Annotated in this window: 13 protein-coding genes and 1 pseudogene; 7 read left to right on the top strand and 7 right to left on the bottom strand. The window is 69.5% G+C overall.

Annotated elements, in window-relative coordinates:
• Nucleotides 1-136: 136 nt before the first annotated feature.
• The 3 genes and pseudogenes from D0Z08_RS26930 to D0Z08_RS26920 form a co-directional block, all read left to right on the top strand.
• Nucleotides 137-871: pseudogene (locus tag D0Z08_RS26930) on the top strand (transposase); the annotation flags it as partial.
• Nucleotides 872-1162: 291 nt separating this feature from the next.
• Nucleotides 1163-1621: a MaoC family dehydratase gene (locus D0Z08_RS26925; protein WP_118928377.1), complete on the top strand. Its 459-nt coding sequence runs from the start codon at nt 1163-1165 to the stop codon at nt 1619-1621.
• A 20-nt stretch (nt 1622-1641) separates the two neighbouring features.
• The gene (locus D0Z08_RS26920) at nt 1642-2811 is read left to right on the top strand and encodes a thiolase family protein (protein ID WP_118928376.1); all 1170 of its coding nucleotides are present in this window, start codon (nt 1642-1644) and stop codon (nt 2809-2811) included.
• On the opposite strand, the gene D0Z08_RS26915 is transcribed toward D0Z08_RS26920, so the two are convergent.
• From D0Z08_RS26915 to D0Z08_RS26905, 3 genes are all read right to left on the bottom strand, one after another.
• On the bottom strand, nt 2796-5123 hold the full coding sequence (locus D0Z08_RS26915; RefSeq protein WP_118928375.1) for an ATP-binding protein: 2328 nt from the start codon (nt 5121-5123) through the stop codon (nt 2796-2798). The genes D0Z08_RS26920 and D0Z08_RS26915 overlap by 16 nt on opposite strands.
• A 141-nt stretch (nt 5124-5264) precedes the next feature.
• Nucleotides 5265-5813 carry a hypothetical protein gene (locus D0Z08_RS26910; protein ID WP_118928374.1) on the bottom strand — a complete coding sequence of 183 codons (549 nt, stop codon included), beginning with the start codon at nt 5811-5813 and terminating at the stop codon, nt 5265-5267.
• Nucleotides 5810-6139: a hypothetical protein gene (locus tag D0Z08_RS26905; protein WP_147381549.1), complete on the bottom strand. Its 330-nt coding sequence runs from the start codon at nt 6137-6139 to the stop codon at nt 5810-5812. The genes D0Z08_RS26910 and D0Z08_RS26905 overlap by 4 nt, the downstream gene beginning before the upstream one ends.
• Nucleotides 6140-6353: 214 nt before the next feature.
• Between D0Z08_RS26905 and D0Z08_RS26900 the strand changes: the two genes are divergently transcribed.
• Nucleotides 6354-6737 carry a hypothetical protein gene (locus tag D0Z08_RS26900; protein WP_118928372.1) on the top strand — a complete coding sequence of 128 codons (384 nt, stop codon included), beginning with the start codon at nt 6354-6356 and terminating at the stop codon, nt 6735-6737.
• An 8-nt stretch (nt 6738-6745) separates the two neighbouring features.
• Here the strand turns inward: D0Z08_RS26900 and lhgO are convergent, their stop codons facing one another.
• Complete coding sequence (gene lhgO / locus D0Z08_RS26895) at nt 6746-7975, bottom strand: L-2-hydroxyglutarate oxidase (protein ID WP_118928371.1); 1230 nt, start codon at nt 7973-7975, stop codon at nt 6746-6748.
• A gap of 41 nt (nt 7976-8016) precedes the next feature.
• On the opposite strand from lhgO, the gene D0Z08_RS26890 reads away from it, so the two are divergent.
• On the top strand, nt 8017-9036 hold the full coding sequence (locus D0Z08_RS26890; protein WP_182481510.1) for a LacI family DNA-binding transcriptional regulator: 1020 nt from the start codon (nt 8017-8019) through the stop codon (nt 9034-9036).
• On the opposite strand, the gene D0Z08_RS26885 is transcribed toward D0Z08_RS26890, so the two are convergent.
• Nucleotides 9033-10295 (bottom strand): acetyl-CoA C-acetyltransferase, encoded by a 1263-nt coding sequence (locus D0Z08_RS26885; protein WP_118928369.1) that lies wholly within the window; start codon nt 10293-10295, stop codon nt 9033-9035. The genes D0Z08_RS26890 and D0Z08_RS26885 overlap by 4 nt on opposite strands.
• Before the next feature lie 16 nt (nt 10296-10311).
• Complete coding sequence (locus D0Z08_RS26880) at nt 10312-11067, bottom strand: SDR family NAD(P)-dependent oxidoreductase (protein WP_118928368.1); 756 nt, start codon at nt 11065-11067, stop codon at nt 10312-10314.
• Nucleotides 11068-11143: 76 nt separating this feature from the next.
• Here D0Z08_RS26880 and D0Z08_RS26875 point away from each other — a divergent pair, with 76 nt between their 5' ends.
• Together D0Z08_RS26875 and D0Z08_RS26870 are read left to right on the top strand one after the other, a co-directional pair.
• Nucleotides 11144-12352 carry an amidohydrolase family protein gene (locus D0Z08_RS26875; RefSeq protein ID WP_118928367.1) on the top strand — a complete coding sequence of 403 codons (1209 nt, stop codon included), beginning with the start codon at nt 11144-11146 and terminating at the stop codon, nt 12350-12352.
• Between the two features lie 9 nt (nt 12353-12361).
• Nucleotides 12362-13204, top strand: a complete 843-nt coding sequence (locus D0Z08_RS26870) for an acyl-CoA thioesterase (RefSeq protein ID WP_118928366.1) — start codon at nt 12362-12364, stop codon at nt 13202-13204.
• 4 nt (nt 13205-13208) lie between these two features.
• Here D0Z08_RS26870 and D0Z08_RS26865 read toward each other — a convergent pair whose 3' ends face one another.
• Complete coding sequence (locus tag D0Z08_RS26865; protein ID WP_245994545.1) at nt 13209-13991, bottom strand: SDR family oxidoreductase; 783 nt, start codon at nt 13989-13991, stop codon at nt 13209-13211.
• Nucleotides 13992-14011: the final 20 nt, after the last annotated feature.

The raw sequence follows: 14011 nt of genomic DNA, 5'->3' as shown, positions 1-14011 counted from the left end.
ACCTCGGCACCCCCAGCTTCGCCGACACCGCCGGCCGCACCAGCTCCGACCCGCACCACCTCCGGAACCATCAGTGACCCCCGCCGGCAAGCAGCCTTCCCAGATCATTTTCTAGTTCGGAGAAGACTTCCGTGACGCAGCCGATCTGGCCGACCTGCTGAGGATGGGGCGACTCCCCGAGGCGTGGATCGCGCCACCGGCGACCCGCGGGCTGCGCGAGCTGGTGCGGCACCGGGCCAAGCTGGTCGGGCTCCGCTCGCATTGCAAGGCCGAGGTGCACGCGGTGCTGGCCAAGTGCGGGATCCAGGTGCTGATGACCGACTTGTTCGGTGTCGACGGCACCGCCTTGTTGGACCGGCTGAAGCTGCCCGCACCCTATGCGGCCCGGATCGCCTCGCTGCGCCGACTGCTGGAGGCCCTGGAGTTCGAGATCGACCTGTTCACCAACCTGGTCCGCGGCCGGCTACGCACCGACCCGCGCTACACCGCGGTGCAGCAGATCCCCGGGATCGGCCCGGTACTGGGCGCGGTGTTCGTCGCCGAGGTCGGCGAGGTGTCTCGGTTCGCCACCGCATCGCAGCTGGCCTGTTGGGCCGGGCTCACGCCCAAGCACCACGAGTCCGACACCCACGTGCACCGCGGCAGGATCACCAAGCAAGGCTCCCGGCTGGTCCGCTGGGCCGCGGTGGAGTCGGTCCAGCTGGTCGGTTCCCGCACCAGGGTCGGCGCCCTACGCGACCGAGTTGCGGACCGACGCGGGACCAACATCGGCAAGGTCGCCGCGGCCAGGCTGCAGATGGAGTACGTCTTCTACGCGCTGCGCGACGGTCACGTCCGGGCGCTGGACCACCCATCGCGGGAGTCGGCATGAACCGCACCCACAGATTCCCGGTCGGTCGCGAGGTCGTGCAGGTCATGACCCCCGTCCGCGGCGCGGTCGACGCACGCTGATTGACCCCGACCGACCGGACTGGCGCACCCCATCATGCCGCCCCCGACCACGACCCTGATGGTCGACCACGCGGCGAAGGGATGACCGAGCAGCCACACCGGCCTGCTCCCCACGGCAAAGCACCGTCAGGCAGACGCGGCGCTCGCCTTGCCGTAATCGCTAACTGATTGTACTCTTTCGCGGGGGTCCGACCGACGCGTGGAGGAACAGATGAGGGTGTTTCACTGCCTTGAGGAGATCCTTGCCGCGCGTGGCGAGCACCTCGGCACCAGCGATTGGGTCGAGATCACCCAGGACCGGGTCAACATCTTCGCCGAGGCCACCGACGACCACCAATGGATCCACGTCGACGTCGACCGGGCTCAGTCCGAGAGCCCTTACGGCGGACCGATCGCGCACGGCTATCTCAGCCTGTCCCTCCTTCCCTCCCTGGGCTGGCAGATCTACTCGACCGAGGGCGCCCGGATGGGCGTCAACTACGGGTCGAACAAGGTTCGGTTTCCCGCCCCCGTACCGGTCGGCGCCCGGGTGCGACTCAGTTCGGTGCTGCTGGACGCGGACGAGCGCCCGGACGGCGCGGTCCACATGGTCGTCGAGCAGACCCTCGAGATCGAGGGTCACCCGAAGCCGGCCCTGGTCGCCGAGACCGTCAGCCGAGTCGTCTACTAGCGCTACAGGAAGAAGTCGAGATGCGTGATGCAGTCATAGTCGACGCCGTTCGCAGCCCGATCGGGAAGCGCAACGGAGGACTCTCCACGTTGCACGCCGTGGAGCTGTCCGCGCAGGTGCTGAATGCACTGGTCGCCCGCGCCGGGATCGACCCGGTCCTGGTCGACGACGTCCACTGGGGCAACGTCATCAGCGTCGGCCAGCAGTCCGGGAACATCGGCCGCATGGCCGTCCTCGGCGCGGGCTGGCCGGAGTCGGTCCCCGGGTTCACCATCGACCGGCAGTGTGGGTCCTCCCAGCAGGCCATCTCCACAGCCGCGGCGACCGTCGTCTCCGGCCAGGCCGACATCATCGTCGCCGGGGGCGTCGAGCTGATGTCAGGCGTGCCGATGGGTGCCGCCACCGTCGAGGGCACAGGCGAGCTCGGTGGGCCCGCCGTGACGAGGTACGCCGAGGCGCTGGAGGCGCCCGGCTTCCATGGCCGCTTCAACCAGGGCGCGGGGGCCGAGATGATCGCCTCCGAGTACGGGTTGTCGCGGACCCGGCTCGACGAGTACTCGGTTCGATCGCATGAGCTGGCCGCGGCTGCCCAGGACGCCGACCTGTTCGCCGACGAGATCGTGCCGGTCGCTGTGGGAGGGGAGCTCGCCCACCAGGACGAGGGCATCCGCCGAGGATCGACGGTCGAGAAGCTCGCCGGGCTGAGGGCGCCGTTCCTCGAGGGCGGTTCGATCACCGCAGGGAACGCGTCACAGATCTCCGACGGAGCCGCAGCCGTGCTCATCATGACCTCGGAGCGCGCCACGGCGCTCGGCCTGATTCCGCTCGCCCGCGTCCACACCGCAGTTGTCACAGGCGACGATCCGGTCAAGATGCTCACCGGACCGATCCCCGCGACGGCACTTGCACTCAAGCGCTCCGGACTCACGATCGATGACATCGACGCCTTCGAGGTCAACGAGGCGTTCGCACCGGTCCCGCTGGCGTGGCAGCTCGAGACCGGTGCGGCTACCGAGCGGCTCAACCCGCTCGGCGGTGCCATCGCGCTGGGGCATCCGCTCGGCGCCTCCGGCGCCCGGCTGGCCACGACCCTCGTCCATCATCTTCGCCGCACCGGCGGCCGTTACGGCCTCCAGACGATGTGCGAAGGCGCCGGGACCGCGAACGCGACGATCTACGAGCGGCTCTGATCGGACGGCCGGTTCTCGGCGACCCAGGCGGCGATCTGGACCCGGGAGGTGAAGCCCAGCTTGCCGAGGATGTGATCGACGTGTCCCTCCGCGGTGCGCCTCGAGATCACCAGATTGGCGGCGATGTCCCGGTTGCTCAGGCCGCTGGCGACCAGGTCGGCGATCTCGCGTTCCCGCCGGGTGAGAACGCCAACCGCACTGCTGTCGGTTGGCGCCGCCGACTCCTCGGGCTCGTCCAGCGCGAAAGCGACGTTGTCCAGGTGGGGAGCCTGCAGACCGACCCGGTAATCGGTCTCGAAAGCCCGCGCTCCCAGTGCTCGCCGCACGGTCGTCTCGGTCTCTTCGCGGTAACCGAGCAGCTGGGGGAACAGGGAGGCGTCGATAGCGTGCCAGACCCCGTCCGCCGAGCCGAGCAGTCGCGCCGCCCGGGGGTGCTGGTGTTCGGCCGCCGCGATCCACGCGAGGATCTCGAGGAACTGTGCGGTCCCGACCGCGTTGTCGAAGTCGCGCTGGATCCGTAGCCCATCGGCAGCCAGCTCACGCGCTCTGCTGGTCTCCCCCAGGCGCCACAGGATGGTGCTGAGGTCTGCCAACGCCTCGGCCTTGTGCCATTTCTCCCCGTGCGCGTCGCTCTCAGCGATGGCTTCCTCACACAGCTCCACGGCCCGATCCGCGTCTCCCAGCAGGAACGATGCGAACCCAAGACGGGTGGCGGCCATGACGAACCCCAGGGGTTCGTACTCCCGTCGCATCCGAGCGAACGCGTCGCCGTACAGCCGGAAGGCCCCCTCGACGTCGCCGCGCATCATGGCGCACATGCCGAGAAAGACCGTCGCGACAGCCGCATTGCCGGCGTCGCCGAGGCGTTCGGCCAGGTCGCGACCCGCCTCGAGCCGGGGCTCGCCGCCGTCGATGTCGCCCTGGTTGAGGGCGTGCCACCCGTCCACCCACAGCAGCAGGGCCCGCTCCGACGTTGGCTCGTCCACGAGCTCGAGAACGCGGTGCATCCAGTGGCGGCCCTCGCTGAGGAAGCCGCGGACCATGGTCTCCGCGGCGATGGCACCCACCATGTGCACCGCGCTCGCAACGGGCTCGCCAGTCTCCTCGAGGCAGAAGGTGAGGGCCGCGCGATAGTTGTCGCGCTCGAGGCGCATCCACGACAGGAGCTCCCGCTGCCGGGGTCCGAACCAGGGCAGGTTCGCGCCGTAGATGTTGGCGAAGTGATCGCGGTGCCGGCGTCGCAGCTCCTTCTCCTGCCCGGCCGCTGCGAGCTGCTCCCGCCCGAACGCCCGGATCGTCTCCGGCATGCGGTAGCGCATCGCGTCGGCCCCCGGCGCGGTCAGCAGGATGGACTTGTCCACCAGCCCGCTGAGGAGGTCCAGCACCAGCTCCCGCGGTACCTCGTCGCCGGCACACACCTGCTCGACCGCCTCGAGGTCGAAGGTTCCCGGGAAGACTCCGAGCCGCGCCCACAACATCCGCTCCTCAGCCGAGCACAGGTCGTAGCTCCACGCGATCAGCGAGTGCATGCTGCGGTGCCGCTCGGGAGCGACCGCGTTTCCGGACCGCAAGAGGTCGGAGTGCTCCTCGAGCCGCTCGAGGATCTGCTGCGGCGAGAGGACCCGAAGCCTTGCCGCCGCCAGCTCCAGGGCGAGGGGTATCCCGTCCAGCCTCTGGCACAACGCGGCGACGGCCTGGTGGTTCTCGTCGCTGACCCGAAAACCCGAAGCGACAGCCTGCGCCCGCTCGGTGAACAGAGCGACCGCGTCGTACCTCTCGATCGACCGAGGAGAGAGTGGGCCCTCCGTCGCGGGCGTCGGAAGCGGCGGCACGGCCACGAGATGCTCCCCCGGGATCTCCAGCCCCTGCCTGCTGGTGGCAAGGACCCGGAGGGAGGGACACGCGCGAAGGAGCGCGTCGACGAGCACGGCGCAGGCGTCGCGGACGTGCTCACAGTTGTCCAGCACGACGAGCAGCTCCAGGTCGGCCAGGTGGCGCGCCAGGGCCGCCGGGCCCCACGCGCGCGAGCGGCTCTGCAGCCTGAGTGCCCTCGCCACGGCTGAGACCAGCAGGTCCTCGTCCTGCAACGGGGAGAGGTCCACGAACCAGGCACCGTCGCTGAACGCCCGACGGACCTCCTCCGCGGTGTGAACCGCCAGCCGGGTCTTCCCGACCCCGCCGGGGCCGACCAGCGTGACGAGGCGGGACTGTGCGAGGGCCTGCTTCACGTCGGCGATCTCGCTGCGACGGCCAATGAAGCTGGTCAGGATCACCGGGAGGTTGCCAGCCGGCATCTTCGTGGCGGTGGTCATGGCCAGAACCTGCGGCACGGAGCCGCGGCTTCGTTCCCGCAGGTCAGACCGGCGAGGTCGACGTGCACCCGTCGAATATCCCACAGTTGGCGTCCCCGGAAAGGTCGATCACAGCTGTCCCCTCCTGGGTACCGCGGCCGGTCATACTGCTACGGACCGCGCCTCCGCGGTCAGCGGGCAGTGGTCGAGCGCAATGGTGATGTGCACCGACGCCTCGCGGCTGCCGTCGTCGCGGCGCCTGACGGTGACGCCCGGCGTCAGCGCCAGCCAGTCGACCGCGCGGCCGGTGAGGAGGAGGGAGGCGCCGAGCCATTCCGCGAGCTCCGCGACGCTGATCTCGAGGGTGAGCAGGTCCCAGTCGAGCATCAGGTCGACGATGCCCGTGACCGGCGCCCACGCGAGGATCCAACGCTCCTCGGCCGGGACCTGGTTGATGTCGACGGAGACAGCATGGTCGACCGGATCGAGCGAGGCCACGGCCCGCCTCGCGGTCTCGACGTCGCAGGAGACCGCGCCGGCCAGCTCGAGCAACGATCTCTCCACGGGACCGCCCGCAGTGGCGTCGATCAGCGCGATGAGGTGGTCGACCGCCCCGACCGCGCGCGGCCGCGGTGCCTCACGGGATCGGAGCCGTACCGGCACGGCTCGGACGGGAGCCGGATCGAGCGTCGGGATCTGTCGTCGGTTCATTGCTTCACCTCGGTGTGCGTGTCGAAACCAGAACGGATCGGTGCTGCCTCTTGCGGTCGAACTGTGTCCCCCGGAAATCGAGCGTCATCGAGATGACCGTCCTCGGTCATCTCGATCGCTTCGTGAACGTCTCCAGGCGCGAGCTGCGCGATCTTCGCGGCGCGCTGGACCGAGTCCGGAGCGTCAGCGGCGAAGACCGCGATCCATCGCTCAAGTGACGGGAGATAGATGGTGCGCACGCACACGACCTCGCGACTGTCCGCACTCAACCGGTGCGAAGCCTCTGCCAGCGCCGTGTGCAGGCCGTCCAGGTCGTCGGCGGTCATCTCCGGGACCCGGCGCTCCACTACGAACCTGCGAAGTCGTTGTCGCATCGCATCTCCAGCGGGGTGAGGGCCGCTCCTTGGTGGCTCGGCCGCTCCGCCAGCATCACCAGCCGGGCTGCCTCGGATATCCGTAGATCCACCTGGATTCGATACCTATGCCGAAAACGAGTACGGCGGCCGGTGCTGGGTATCCGCTAGACTATCTAACTAATTAATGCCCACCCGGATCACGGACAGGAGCGACGCTGTGACGACATCGGCTATCCCCGTCGAGCAGACCGCGCTGCACGAACTGCCCCTTGGCACAGGACGAGTGCACGCCGTCGTGAGGCGCGCTGGGGAAACCCTGTTGAGGCTCGGGTATCCAGGCGGCGTCCGGGTCTTCGTGGCCGTGCCGGCGCTCGACCGGGACGACGTCAAGGACGGCGGACTGAGGGGCGGAAGGCCCTTGGCCGTCCGGTTGACCAACCGCGGCGCGTCGTTCGAGTGCAGCGTCCTCGTGACGTCGAGGACGGGGCCGAGGCGGCTGCCGATCAGCACCGCGCTCGCACTGCGACTGTCGACGATGGGAGTCCACACGGTGCTCTGCACCGCGTGAGCCGCCGCTCACGGCGCGGTCGACGCGACCTCCATGCGGTCGACGAGCTCGCGAGCCAGGGCGAGGGACGACGTGGCCGCGGGCGAGGGCGCGTTGCGCACATGGGATGCGCCGGGCGTCTCTGAGATGACGAAGTCGTCGATCAGGCTCCCGTCCCGGCCGACGGCCTGGGCGCGAACGCCGCTGGTGCCCTTGTCGTCCAGCAGCATCGACTCGACCGCCGGGACGTACCTCGAGCAGGCAGCGACGAACGCACGCCGACTCGCCGCCATCCGGAGCTCGTTGACGCCGGTCCTCCAGAACCGCCTCCCGACCTTCCACGTGCCTGGCCAGGCAAGGGTGCTGAGCGCGTCCCGGCCCGAGGCGCGCCAGCCGGCCCGCGCCTCGCGGGAGCCCACCAGCATGGCGGACGGCCCGAGGGAGACGTGCCCGTCGATGTGTTTGGTGACATGGACCCCCAGGAAGGGGAGGTCCGGGTCAGGGACCGGGTAGATCATCCCTCGCACCAGGGGCGCCTGCCCCTCGGCCACCCGCAGGTAGGCGCCGCGGAACGGCAGGACCCGCGGATTCGGTGGGGCGCCCGCCGACACCGCCAGCCGGTCGGACCACAGGCCGGCGCAGAGCACCGCCCAGCCTGCCCGGAACACGGCGTCCCGGCACTCGACGACCGTCTGGCCGCCGGTACGGCGCACCCCGGTCACCTCGTGGCCGAGCGCGAAGTCGACGCCCTTCCCCCGGAGCTCACGCTCCATCGTCCGGGCCACCTCGGCGAAGTCCACGATGCCGGTCTCCGGTGAGTGGAGGGCGCTCAGCCCGCGAGCCTCCGGCTCGATCTCCCGGATCTCCGCGGCAGTCACGCGCCGCAGACCGGAGACGCCGTTGGCCCGCGCCCGCGCCTCGAGGGCATCGAGCCGCGGAAGCTCGGCTTCGTCGAGCGCCACGACCAGCTTGCCGCACCGCTCGTAGGGGATCGCGTGCTCGTCGCAGTAGTCGTACATCAGCCGGGCACCCTCGACACACAGGCGGGCCTTGAGGGACCCCGGCGTGTAGTAGATGCCGCTGTGGATCACCCCGGAGTTGTGGCCGGTCTGGTGCTGTGCCACCGCGGTCTGCTTGTCGATGACCACCAGCCGGGCATCCGGCCGGCGCGCGAGGATCTCCCTGGCCACGGCCAGCCCGACGATCCCTGCGCCGACCACGGCGACGTCGTACGGCGCGTCGTATGAAATCGTATTCATGCTGGATCCAATCTAGCCTCTTCGCACGCTACGCTGACCGCGTGTCCACCACGAGCCGCGACGTTGCCAGGGTCGCGGGCGTCTCGCAGAGCACGGTCTCGCGAGTCCTCCAGAACCGCGGAAATGTGGAGGAGAGCACCCGGCAGCGCGTGCTCAAGGCCCTCGAGGACACTGGCTACGTACCCAACCTGCAGGCCCGCGCGATGCGAATGCGACGGTCGGGACTCGTGGGTGTCGTCACGGGTAGCATCACCAACCCGTTCTACCCTGAGCTGCTCGACGGGCTGGCCAGGGCGCTCGCCGGCGCCGACCTGCGGATGGCCCTGTGGACGGCCGACGAACCGGCCAGCTCGACGGTCGCGGTGCAGGCGATCCAGGGCGGCGCCGCTGACGGGCTGATCTTCACGACAGCAACCCCGTCGGACCCAGCGCTCCGTGAGGCGGTGGCTCAGCATCTCCCGATCGTCCTCGTCAACCGCTCCATCTCGGGGCTGCACTGTGACCAGGTGACCAGCGACAACGTCGCCGGAGGACAGCTCGTGGCCGAGTACTTCCTGGCGCACGGTCGCACCGAGGTAGCGGTCGTCGGCGGGAGCGACCTGATCAGCACCGGCCGCGAACGCAGGCAGGGCTTCGTCAGCGCGATGGCCGAGAACGGGATCGAGATCCCTCCGCACCGTCAGCCCGAGTGCGACTACACGCATGACGCGGCCGTCAACGTCGGGCTCGAGCTGCTCGGGCACCCGAACCCACCCAGCGCGGTCTTCTGCGTCAACGACCTGGTGGCGTTCGGCATCCAGGACGCGGCCTTCCGGCTTGGCGTCGCCGTGCCGGACGCCCTGTGGGTTGCCGGGTACGACGACATCCCGATGGCGGCATGGGATCGGATCGACCTGACCTCGGTACGGCAGCCGATCGAGTCGCTGGCGAAGGTCGCCGTGGAGTGCCTCCTCAAGCGGATCACGAACCCGGACGAGCCGTACGAGCACCGCAGGTTCGGCGCCGAGCTGGCGGTCCGCGGGTCGACCGCGGGTGCGCCCCCGCCGCCCGACGCCATCTAGCTCACCCGTTCCAGCACCATCGCCATCCCCTGCCCGCCGCCGACGCACATGGTCTCGAGGCCGAACTGCTTGTCGTGCCAGCGGAGCGAGTTGATGAGCGTGGTGGCGATCCGCGCACCGGTCATCCCGAACGGGTGTCCCACCGCGATCCCGCCGCCGTTCACGTTGAGCTTGTCCAGAGGGATCCCGAGCTCCTGGTACGACGGGATCACCTGGGCCGCGAAAGCCTCATTGATCTCGAACAGGTCGATGTCACCGACGTCGAGGCCGGCGTTCGCCAGCGCGTCCAGACTGGCGGCCACCGGGCCAAGGCCCATGACCTCGGGCGAGAGGCCCGAGAGTCCCGTCGACACGATCCGGGCGAGCGGCGTGATGCCGAGCTCCTTCGCCCTGTCGTCAGACATGATCACCAGAGCGGCGGCGCCGTCGTTCAGCGGACAGGCGTTGCCCGCGGTGACCGTCCCGTCCGGCCGGAACACCGGCTGGAGCCCGGCGAGCTTCTCGAGGGTGGTCCCCGGCCGCGGGCTCTCGTCGGCCTCCACCACCGTCCCGTCCGGCAGGGTGATCGGGGTGATCTCTCGCTTCCAGAAGCCCGCTGCGGCTGCCGCTTCGTACAACTGTTGTGACCGAGCCGCGAACTCGTCCTGCTCCGCACGGCTCACGCCCCTGATCCCGGCGACGTTCTCCGCGGTCTGACCCATGCCGATGTAGACGTCCGGCAGCTCGCCACCCGTCCGTGGGTCGGTCCAGATCGGGGCCTCCGACCCGGCCCGCGCGCTCGTGCGGGCCTGGGCCTCCGTGAACAAGGGGTTGGTCCACGGGTTCGCCGAGCGGTCGCGACGAGGGTCGGCATCCTCGGCGACCGGCGGGCTGTCGCTGTGACCGCGTCGGCCGCGGCTGACCGCCTCGACACCCGCCGCGACGTACACGTCGCCCTCCCCGGCACGGATCGCGTGCAGGGCCATCCGGGCGGTCTGCAGGCTCGAGGCGCAGTACCTGGTCACCGTGGTGCCCGGCACCGAGTCAAGGCCGAGCTGGACGGCGACGACGCGTGCCAGGTTGAAGCCCTGCTCCCCGCCGGGCGCTCCGCAGCCGACCATCAGGTCGCGCACGGTCGACGCGTCGAGGTCGGGCACCTGGTCCAGCGCGGACCGGACGGCGTTCGCGGCGAGGTCGTCGGGTCGCAGGTCCTTGAGCGCGCCCTTGTAGGCGCGCCCGATCGGCGTCCGAGCCGCCGCGACGATGACTGCTTCGGGCATCAGGTCTTCTCCATGACTAGTAGCGCATGTGGGTTCCGGCGGCGACGTTGAGCGACTCGCCCGTGACGTTGGCCGCCGCGTCGGACAGGAGGAACATCGCGGCCTCGACCACGTCGCTGACGTGGGGCAGCCGTCCCAACGGCGACTTGGCCACCTCGGCCGCCTGCATGTCCGGGTGCAGCGCATCGGTGAACCGGGTGCCGGTGACCATTCCCATCGACAGGGTGTTCACCCTGATCCCGTACGGCCCGCCCTCGTGCGCGCAGCTCCGGGTCAGCACGTTGAGACCGCCCTTGGAGACCGCGTACGGCGTCTCGATGCCGTTGCCGCCGATGTCGGGGGCGTACGTCGAGACGTTGAGGATCACCCCCGGCATACCCGCCTCACGCAGCTGCCGCATCACCTGGCGGGACAGCATCCACGGCCCGTTGAGGTTCACGTTCATCACCCGGTCCCACACGTCCGGGTCGTAGTCGAAGATCGAGCCCAGCACGTTGTAGGCCGCGTTGTTGACGAGGATGCTGATCGGACCGATCTCGTCCCGCACCCAGTCGGTCACCTCGACGATCTGCTCCCGGTCGCCGGCGTCCAGGGTCTGGGCGACCGCACGACCGGCGTGCTCAGCGGCGATCTTCGCGGCGACCTCCTCCGCGCGGCCCGCGTGGGAGTCGGTCACCACGACGGTCGCCCCCTCGGCGGCGAGCCGGGTCGCGATCGCCCTGCCGATGCCCGCCCCTGCGGCACCGGTCACCAACGCGACACGATCGATCATGGGGAAACCGTAGCGCAATCCGCTAAATCATTCCATTTATCTTGCGCACAGGTCGACGTCCGCGTACCTTGCCTTCATGGCGATCATCGAGAGCACGGTGGGCACGCTGCCCTACCTGATGACGGACTTCGACCAGCACTCCTACGAGGCACCCGACGCGTTCACCCGGTTCATGCCGAAGAGCAAGCTGCACACGGCGGTCCGACCGGTCAAGGTCTCCGGGTACGACCGCAAGGTCCTGCTGGCGAACGACAGGATCGTGACGGCGCTCGAGAACGACCTCGACCAGGCGTACGTACCGGGCTCGCTGGTCGAGATGCTCAAGCAGCGAGCCTCGGGAGAGGCCACCGACTCCGACCGGTTCTACGAGCCGATCCAGCCCGAGTACCTCGACCGCGACAAGCGCCTGACCCAGCTGGCCGAGCAGCAGATCGAGAAGTCGATCATGTACCCGGGTGGTTGGGCGCTGCTCGCGGAGGCCTACCTCAACGGCGTCGACCCGCTCTACGACAACATCGAGTCGTTCAACAGGTGGATCGACGAGGACTGGGGCTTCGCCTACAAGGACACGATCTACGCACCGGCCCTGCTGTCGATGCGCGACCTCGACCGTGCCTGCCAGGAGCTGGACCGGGTCCTCGACCGAGGTGCCCGCTTCGTCCTGCTGCCGGCCGGCCCGGCGTACGGCCGGTCCCCCGGTGACCCCTACTTCGATCCGTTCTGGGCACGCATCAACGAGGCCAAGGCCGTCGTCGCCTACCACATCTCCGAGTTCCACTACCAGGCCAACGTCGCTGCGCACTGGGGCTGGGGACTCGTCCCGCCGTTCCAGTTCTCCGCGTGGCAGTGGCAGAACACGTACGGCGAGCGGCCCATCACCGACACCCTGTCCGCCCTGATCTTCGACAACCTCTTCGGCCGGTTCCCGAACATCAAGGTCCTGGTCAGCGAGTTCGGCGCAGAGTGGGTCCCGCACTTCATCCGGCACATGGACAAGAGCCGTGGCATGGGACGCAACGGGACCTGGCTGGGCGGCCAGCTCAGCGAGCGGCCGAGCGCCGTCTTCAAGAAGCACGTGCGTGTCGTGCCGTACCCGGAGGACGACACGGTCTCGATGGTCGAGAAGCTCGGTTCGACCGAGACGCTCCTGATGGGATCGGACTGGCCGCACGCCGAAGGGCTCCGCGAGCCGGCGGACTTCTTCCAACGGGTGGAGAAGCTGGGCGACGACAACCGACGGCTCTTCCTGCGCGAGAACGGCATGAACCTGATCAACGGTCTGTGAGCCGGGAGCATGGTTGCCTCTGTCGACCAGTTGATCGCGCTCCTCGACCTGCGCAACGCCGGCGTCGCCACGTTCACGGGACGTCTCCCCGCGACGACTCGCGCCCGGGTCTTCGGCGGCTACGTCCTCGGCCAGGCCCTGGCCGCCGCCGGGCGGACGGTCGGGCCGGCGCGCCGACCGCACTCGCTGCACGCCAGCTTCCTCCGTCCCGGCGACCCGCGGGTGCCGATCGACTACGAGGTCGAGTCGCTGCGCGAGGGAAGGGCGTTCTCCACCCGTGCAGTCCGGGCGAGCCAGGGTTCGACCCTGATCTGCACGATGACCGCCTCGTTCCACGTGGACGAGCCCGGGCTCGACTTCCAGCGGACGGGGCGTACCGCCCCGCCACCGGACACGCTGCCAAAGCACACGGAGAACCTCGGGGAGTGGCCGGACATCTATGCGGAGTGGTCCGCCCTGGACATCCGCAGGGTGCCCCCGCAGCCCGTGCCCTCCCCGAACGACCCTGACGCCTCGTCGAGCGCTCGGGCGTGGCTGCGCACCACGGCGCCACTGCCGGACGACGCGCTCCTCCACACCTGCCTGCTGGCCTGCATCAGCGACCTGACCCTGCTCTCCGTGGTGCTCGTGCCGCACGGCATCTCGGCGCTGCACGAGGGCTACACCCTCGCCTCGCTCGATCACAGCATCTGGTTCCACCGCCCCGGCCGGGTCGACGAATGGCTTCTCTACGACCAGACGGTGCCCTCGACGTCGAACGCCCTGGGGCTCGCCCACGGACGGCTGCGGACGGCAGACGGGACCCTCATTGCCTCGGTCGCCCAGGAGGGGCTGTTCCGCAAGCAGCAGTAGCGGTCTAGCGGGGCGAGAACCGCTGGGCACCGTCGAGTCGGACCACCTCGCCGTTGAGGTAGCCGTTGCCGAGCAGGTGCAACGCGAGCGCAGCGAACTCCTCGGGCCTGCCGAGACGCTTCGGGAACGGCACGTTCGACCGGAACTTGGCCAGCGCCTCGTCCCCGACCGTCTCCATCATCGCGGTGTGCATGGTGCCGGGTGCGATCGTGTTGAGCCGGATGCCGACCGAGCTGAGGTCGCGGGCGCCGGCGAGCGTCAACCCGATCACCCCGGCCTTCGCGGCGGCGTACGCACTCTGGCCGATCTGGCCCTCGTAGCCGGCGATCGACGCCGTCGAGACGACCGAGCCCCGCTCGCCGTCGTCGTTCGGCAGGTTCGTGGCCATGCGCGCCGCGGCCAGGCGCAGCACGTTGTAGGTGCCGGTGAGGTAGAGCTCGAGGGTCTTCGCGAAGCCGTCGAGGCTGGCCGGGCTGCCGTCGCGGTTGACGACCTTCTCGGTCACGCCCCAGCCGCCGTGAGAGATCACGACGTGCCGCAAGGTTCCGAGCGTGTACGCCGCGTCGACCGCCGCGTCCACGTCACGCTCACTGGTGACGTCCGTGCGCAGGTAGACGACCTTGTTGCCCAGCTCGTCCGCGAGCGCAGCGGCGCGTTCGTCGGCAAGGTCTGCGATCACGACGGCGACCCCCTCGCCGTGCAGCTTGCGGACGACCGCCTCGCCGAGTCCTCCAGCACCGCCGGTGACAAGCGCAGCTCCGTCGATCCAGCCTTGTGTTGCTGACACACCGTTCTCCTTCTCTGTCA

The sequence above is a fragment of the Nocardioides immobilis genome (assembly GCF_003515065.1).
Lineage (GTDB): Bacteria > Actinomycetota > Actinomycetes > Propionibacteriales > Nocardioidaceae > Nocardioides > Nocardioides immobilis.
The sequence above is the reverse complement of the archived record's forward strand: the minus strand, read 5'-3'. Positions and strand labels throughout refer to the sequence as shown.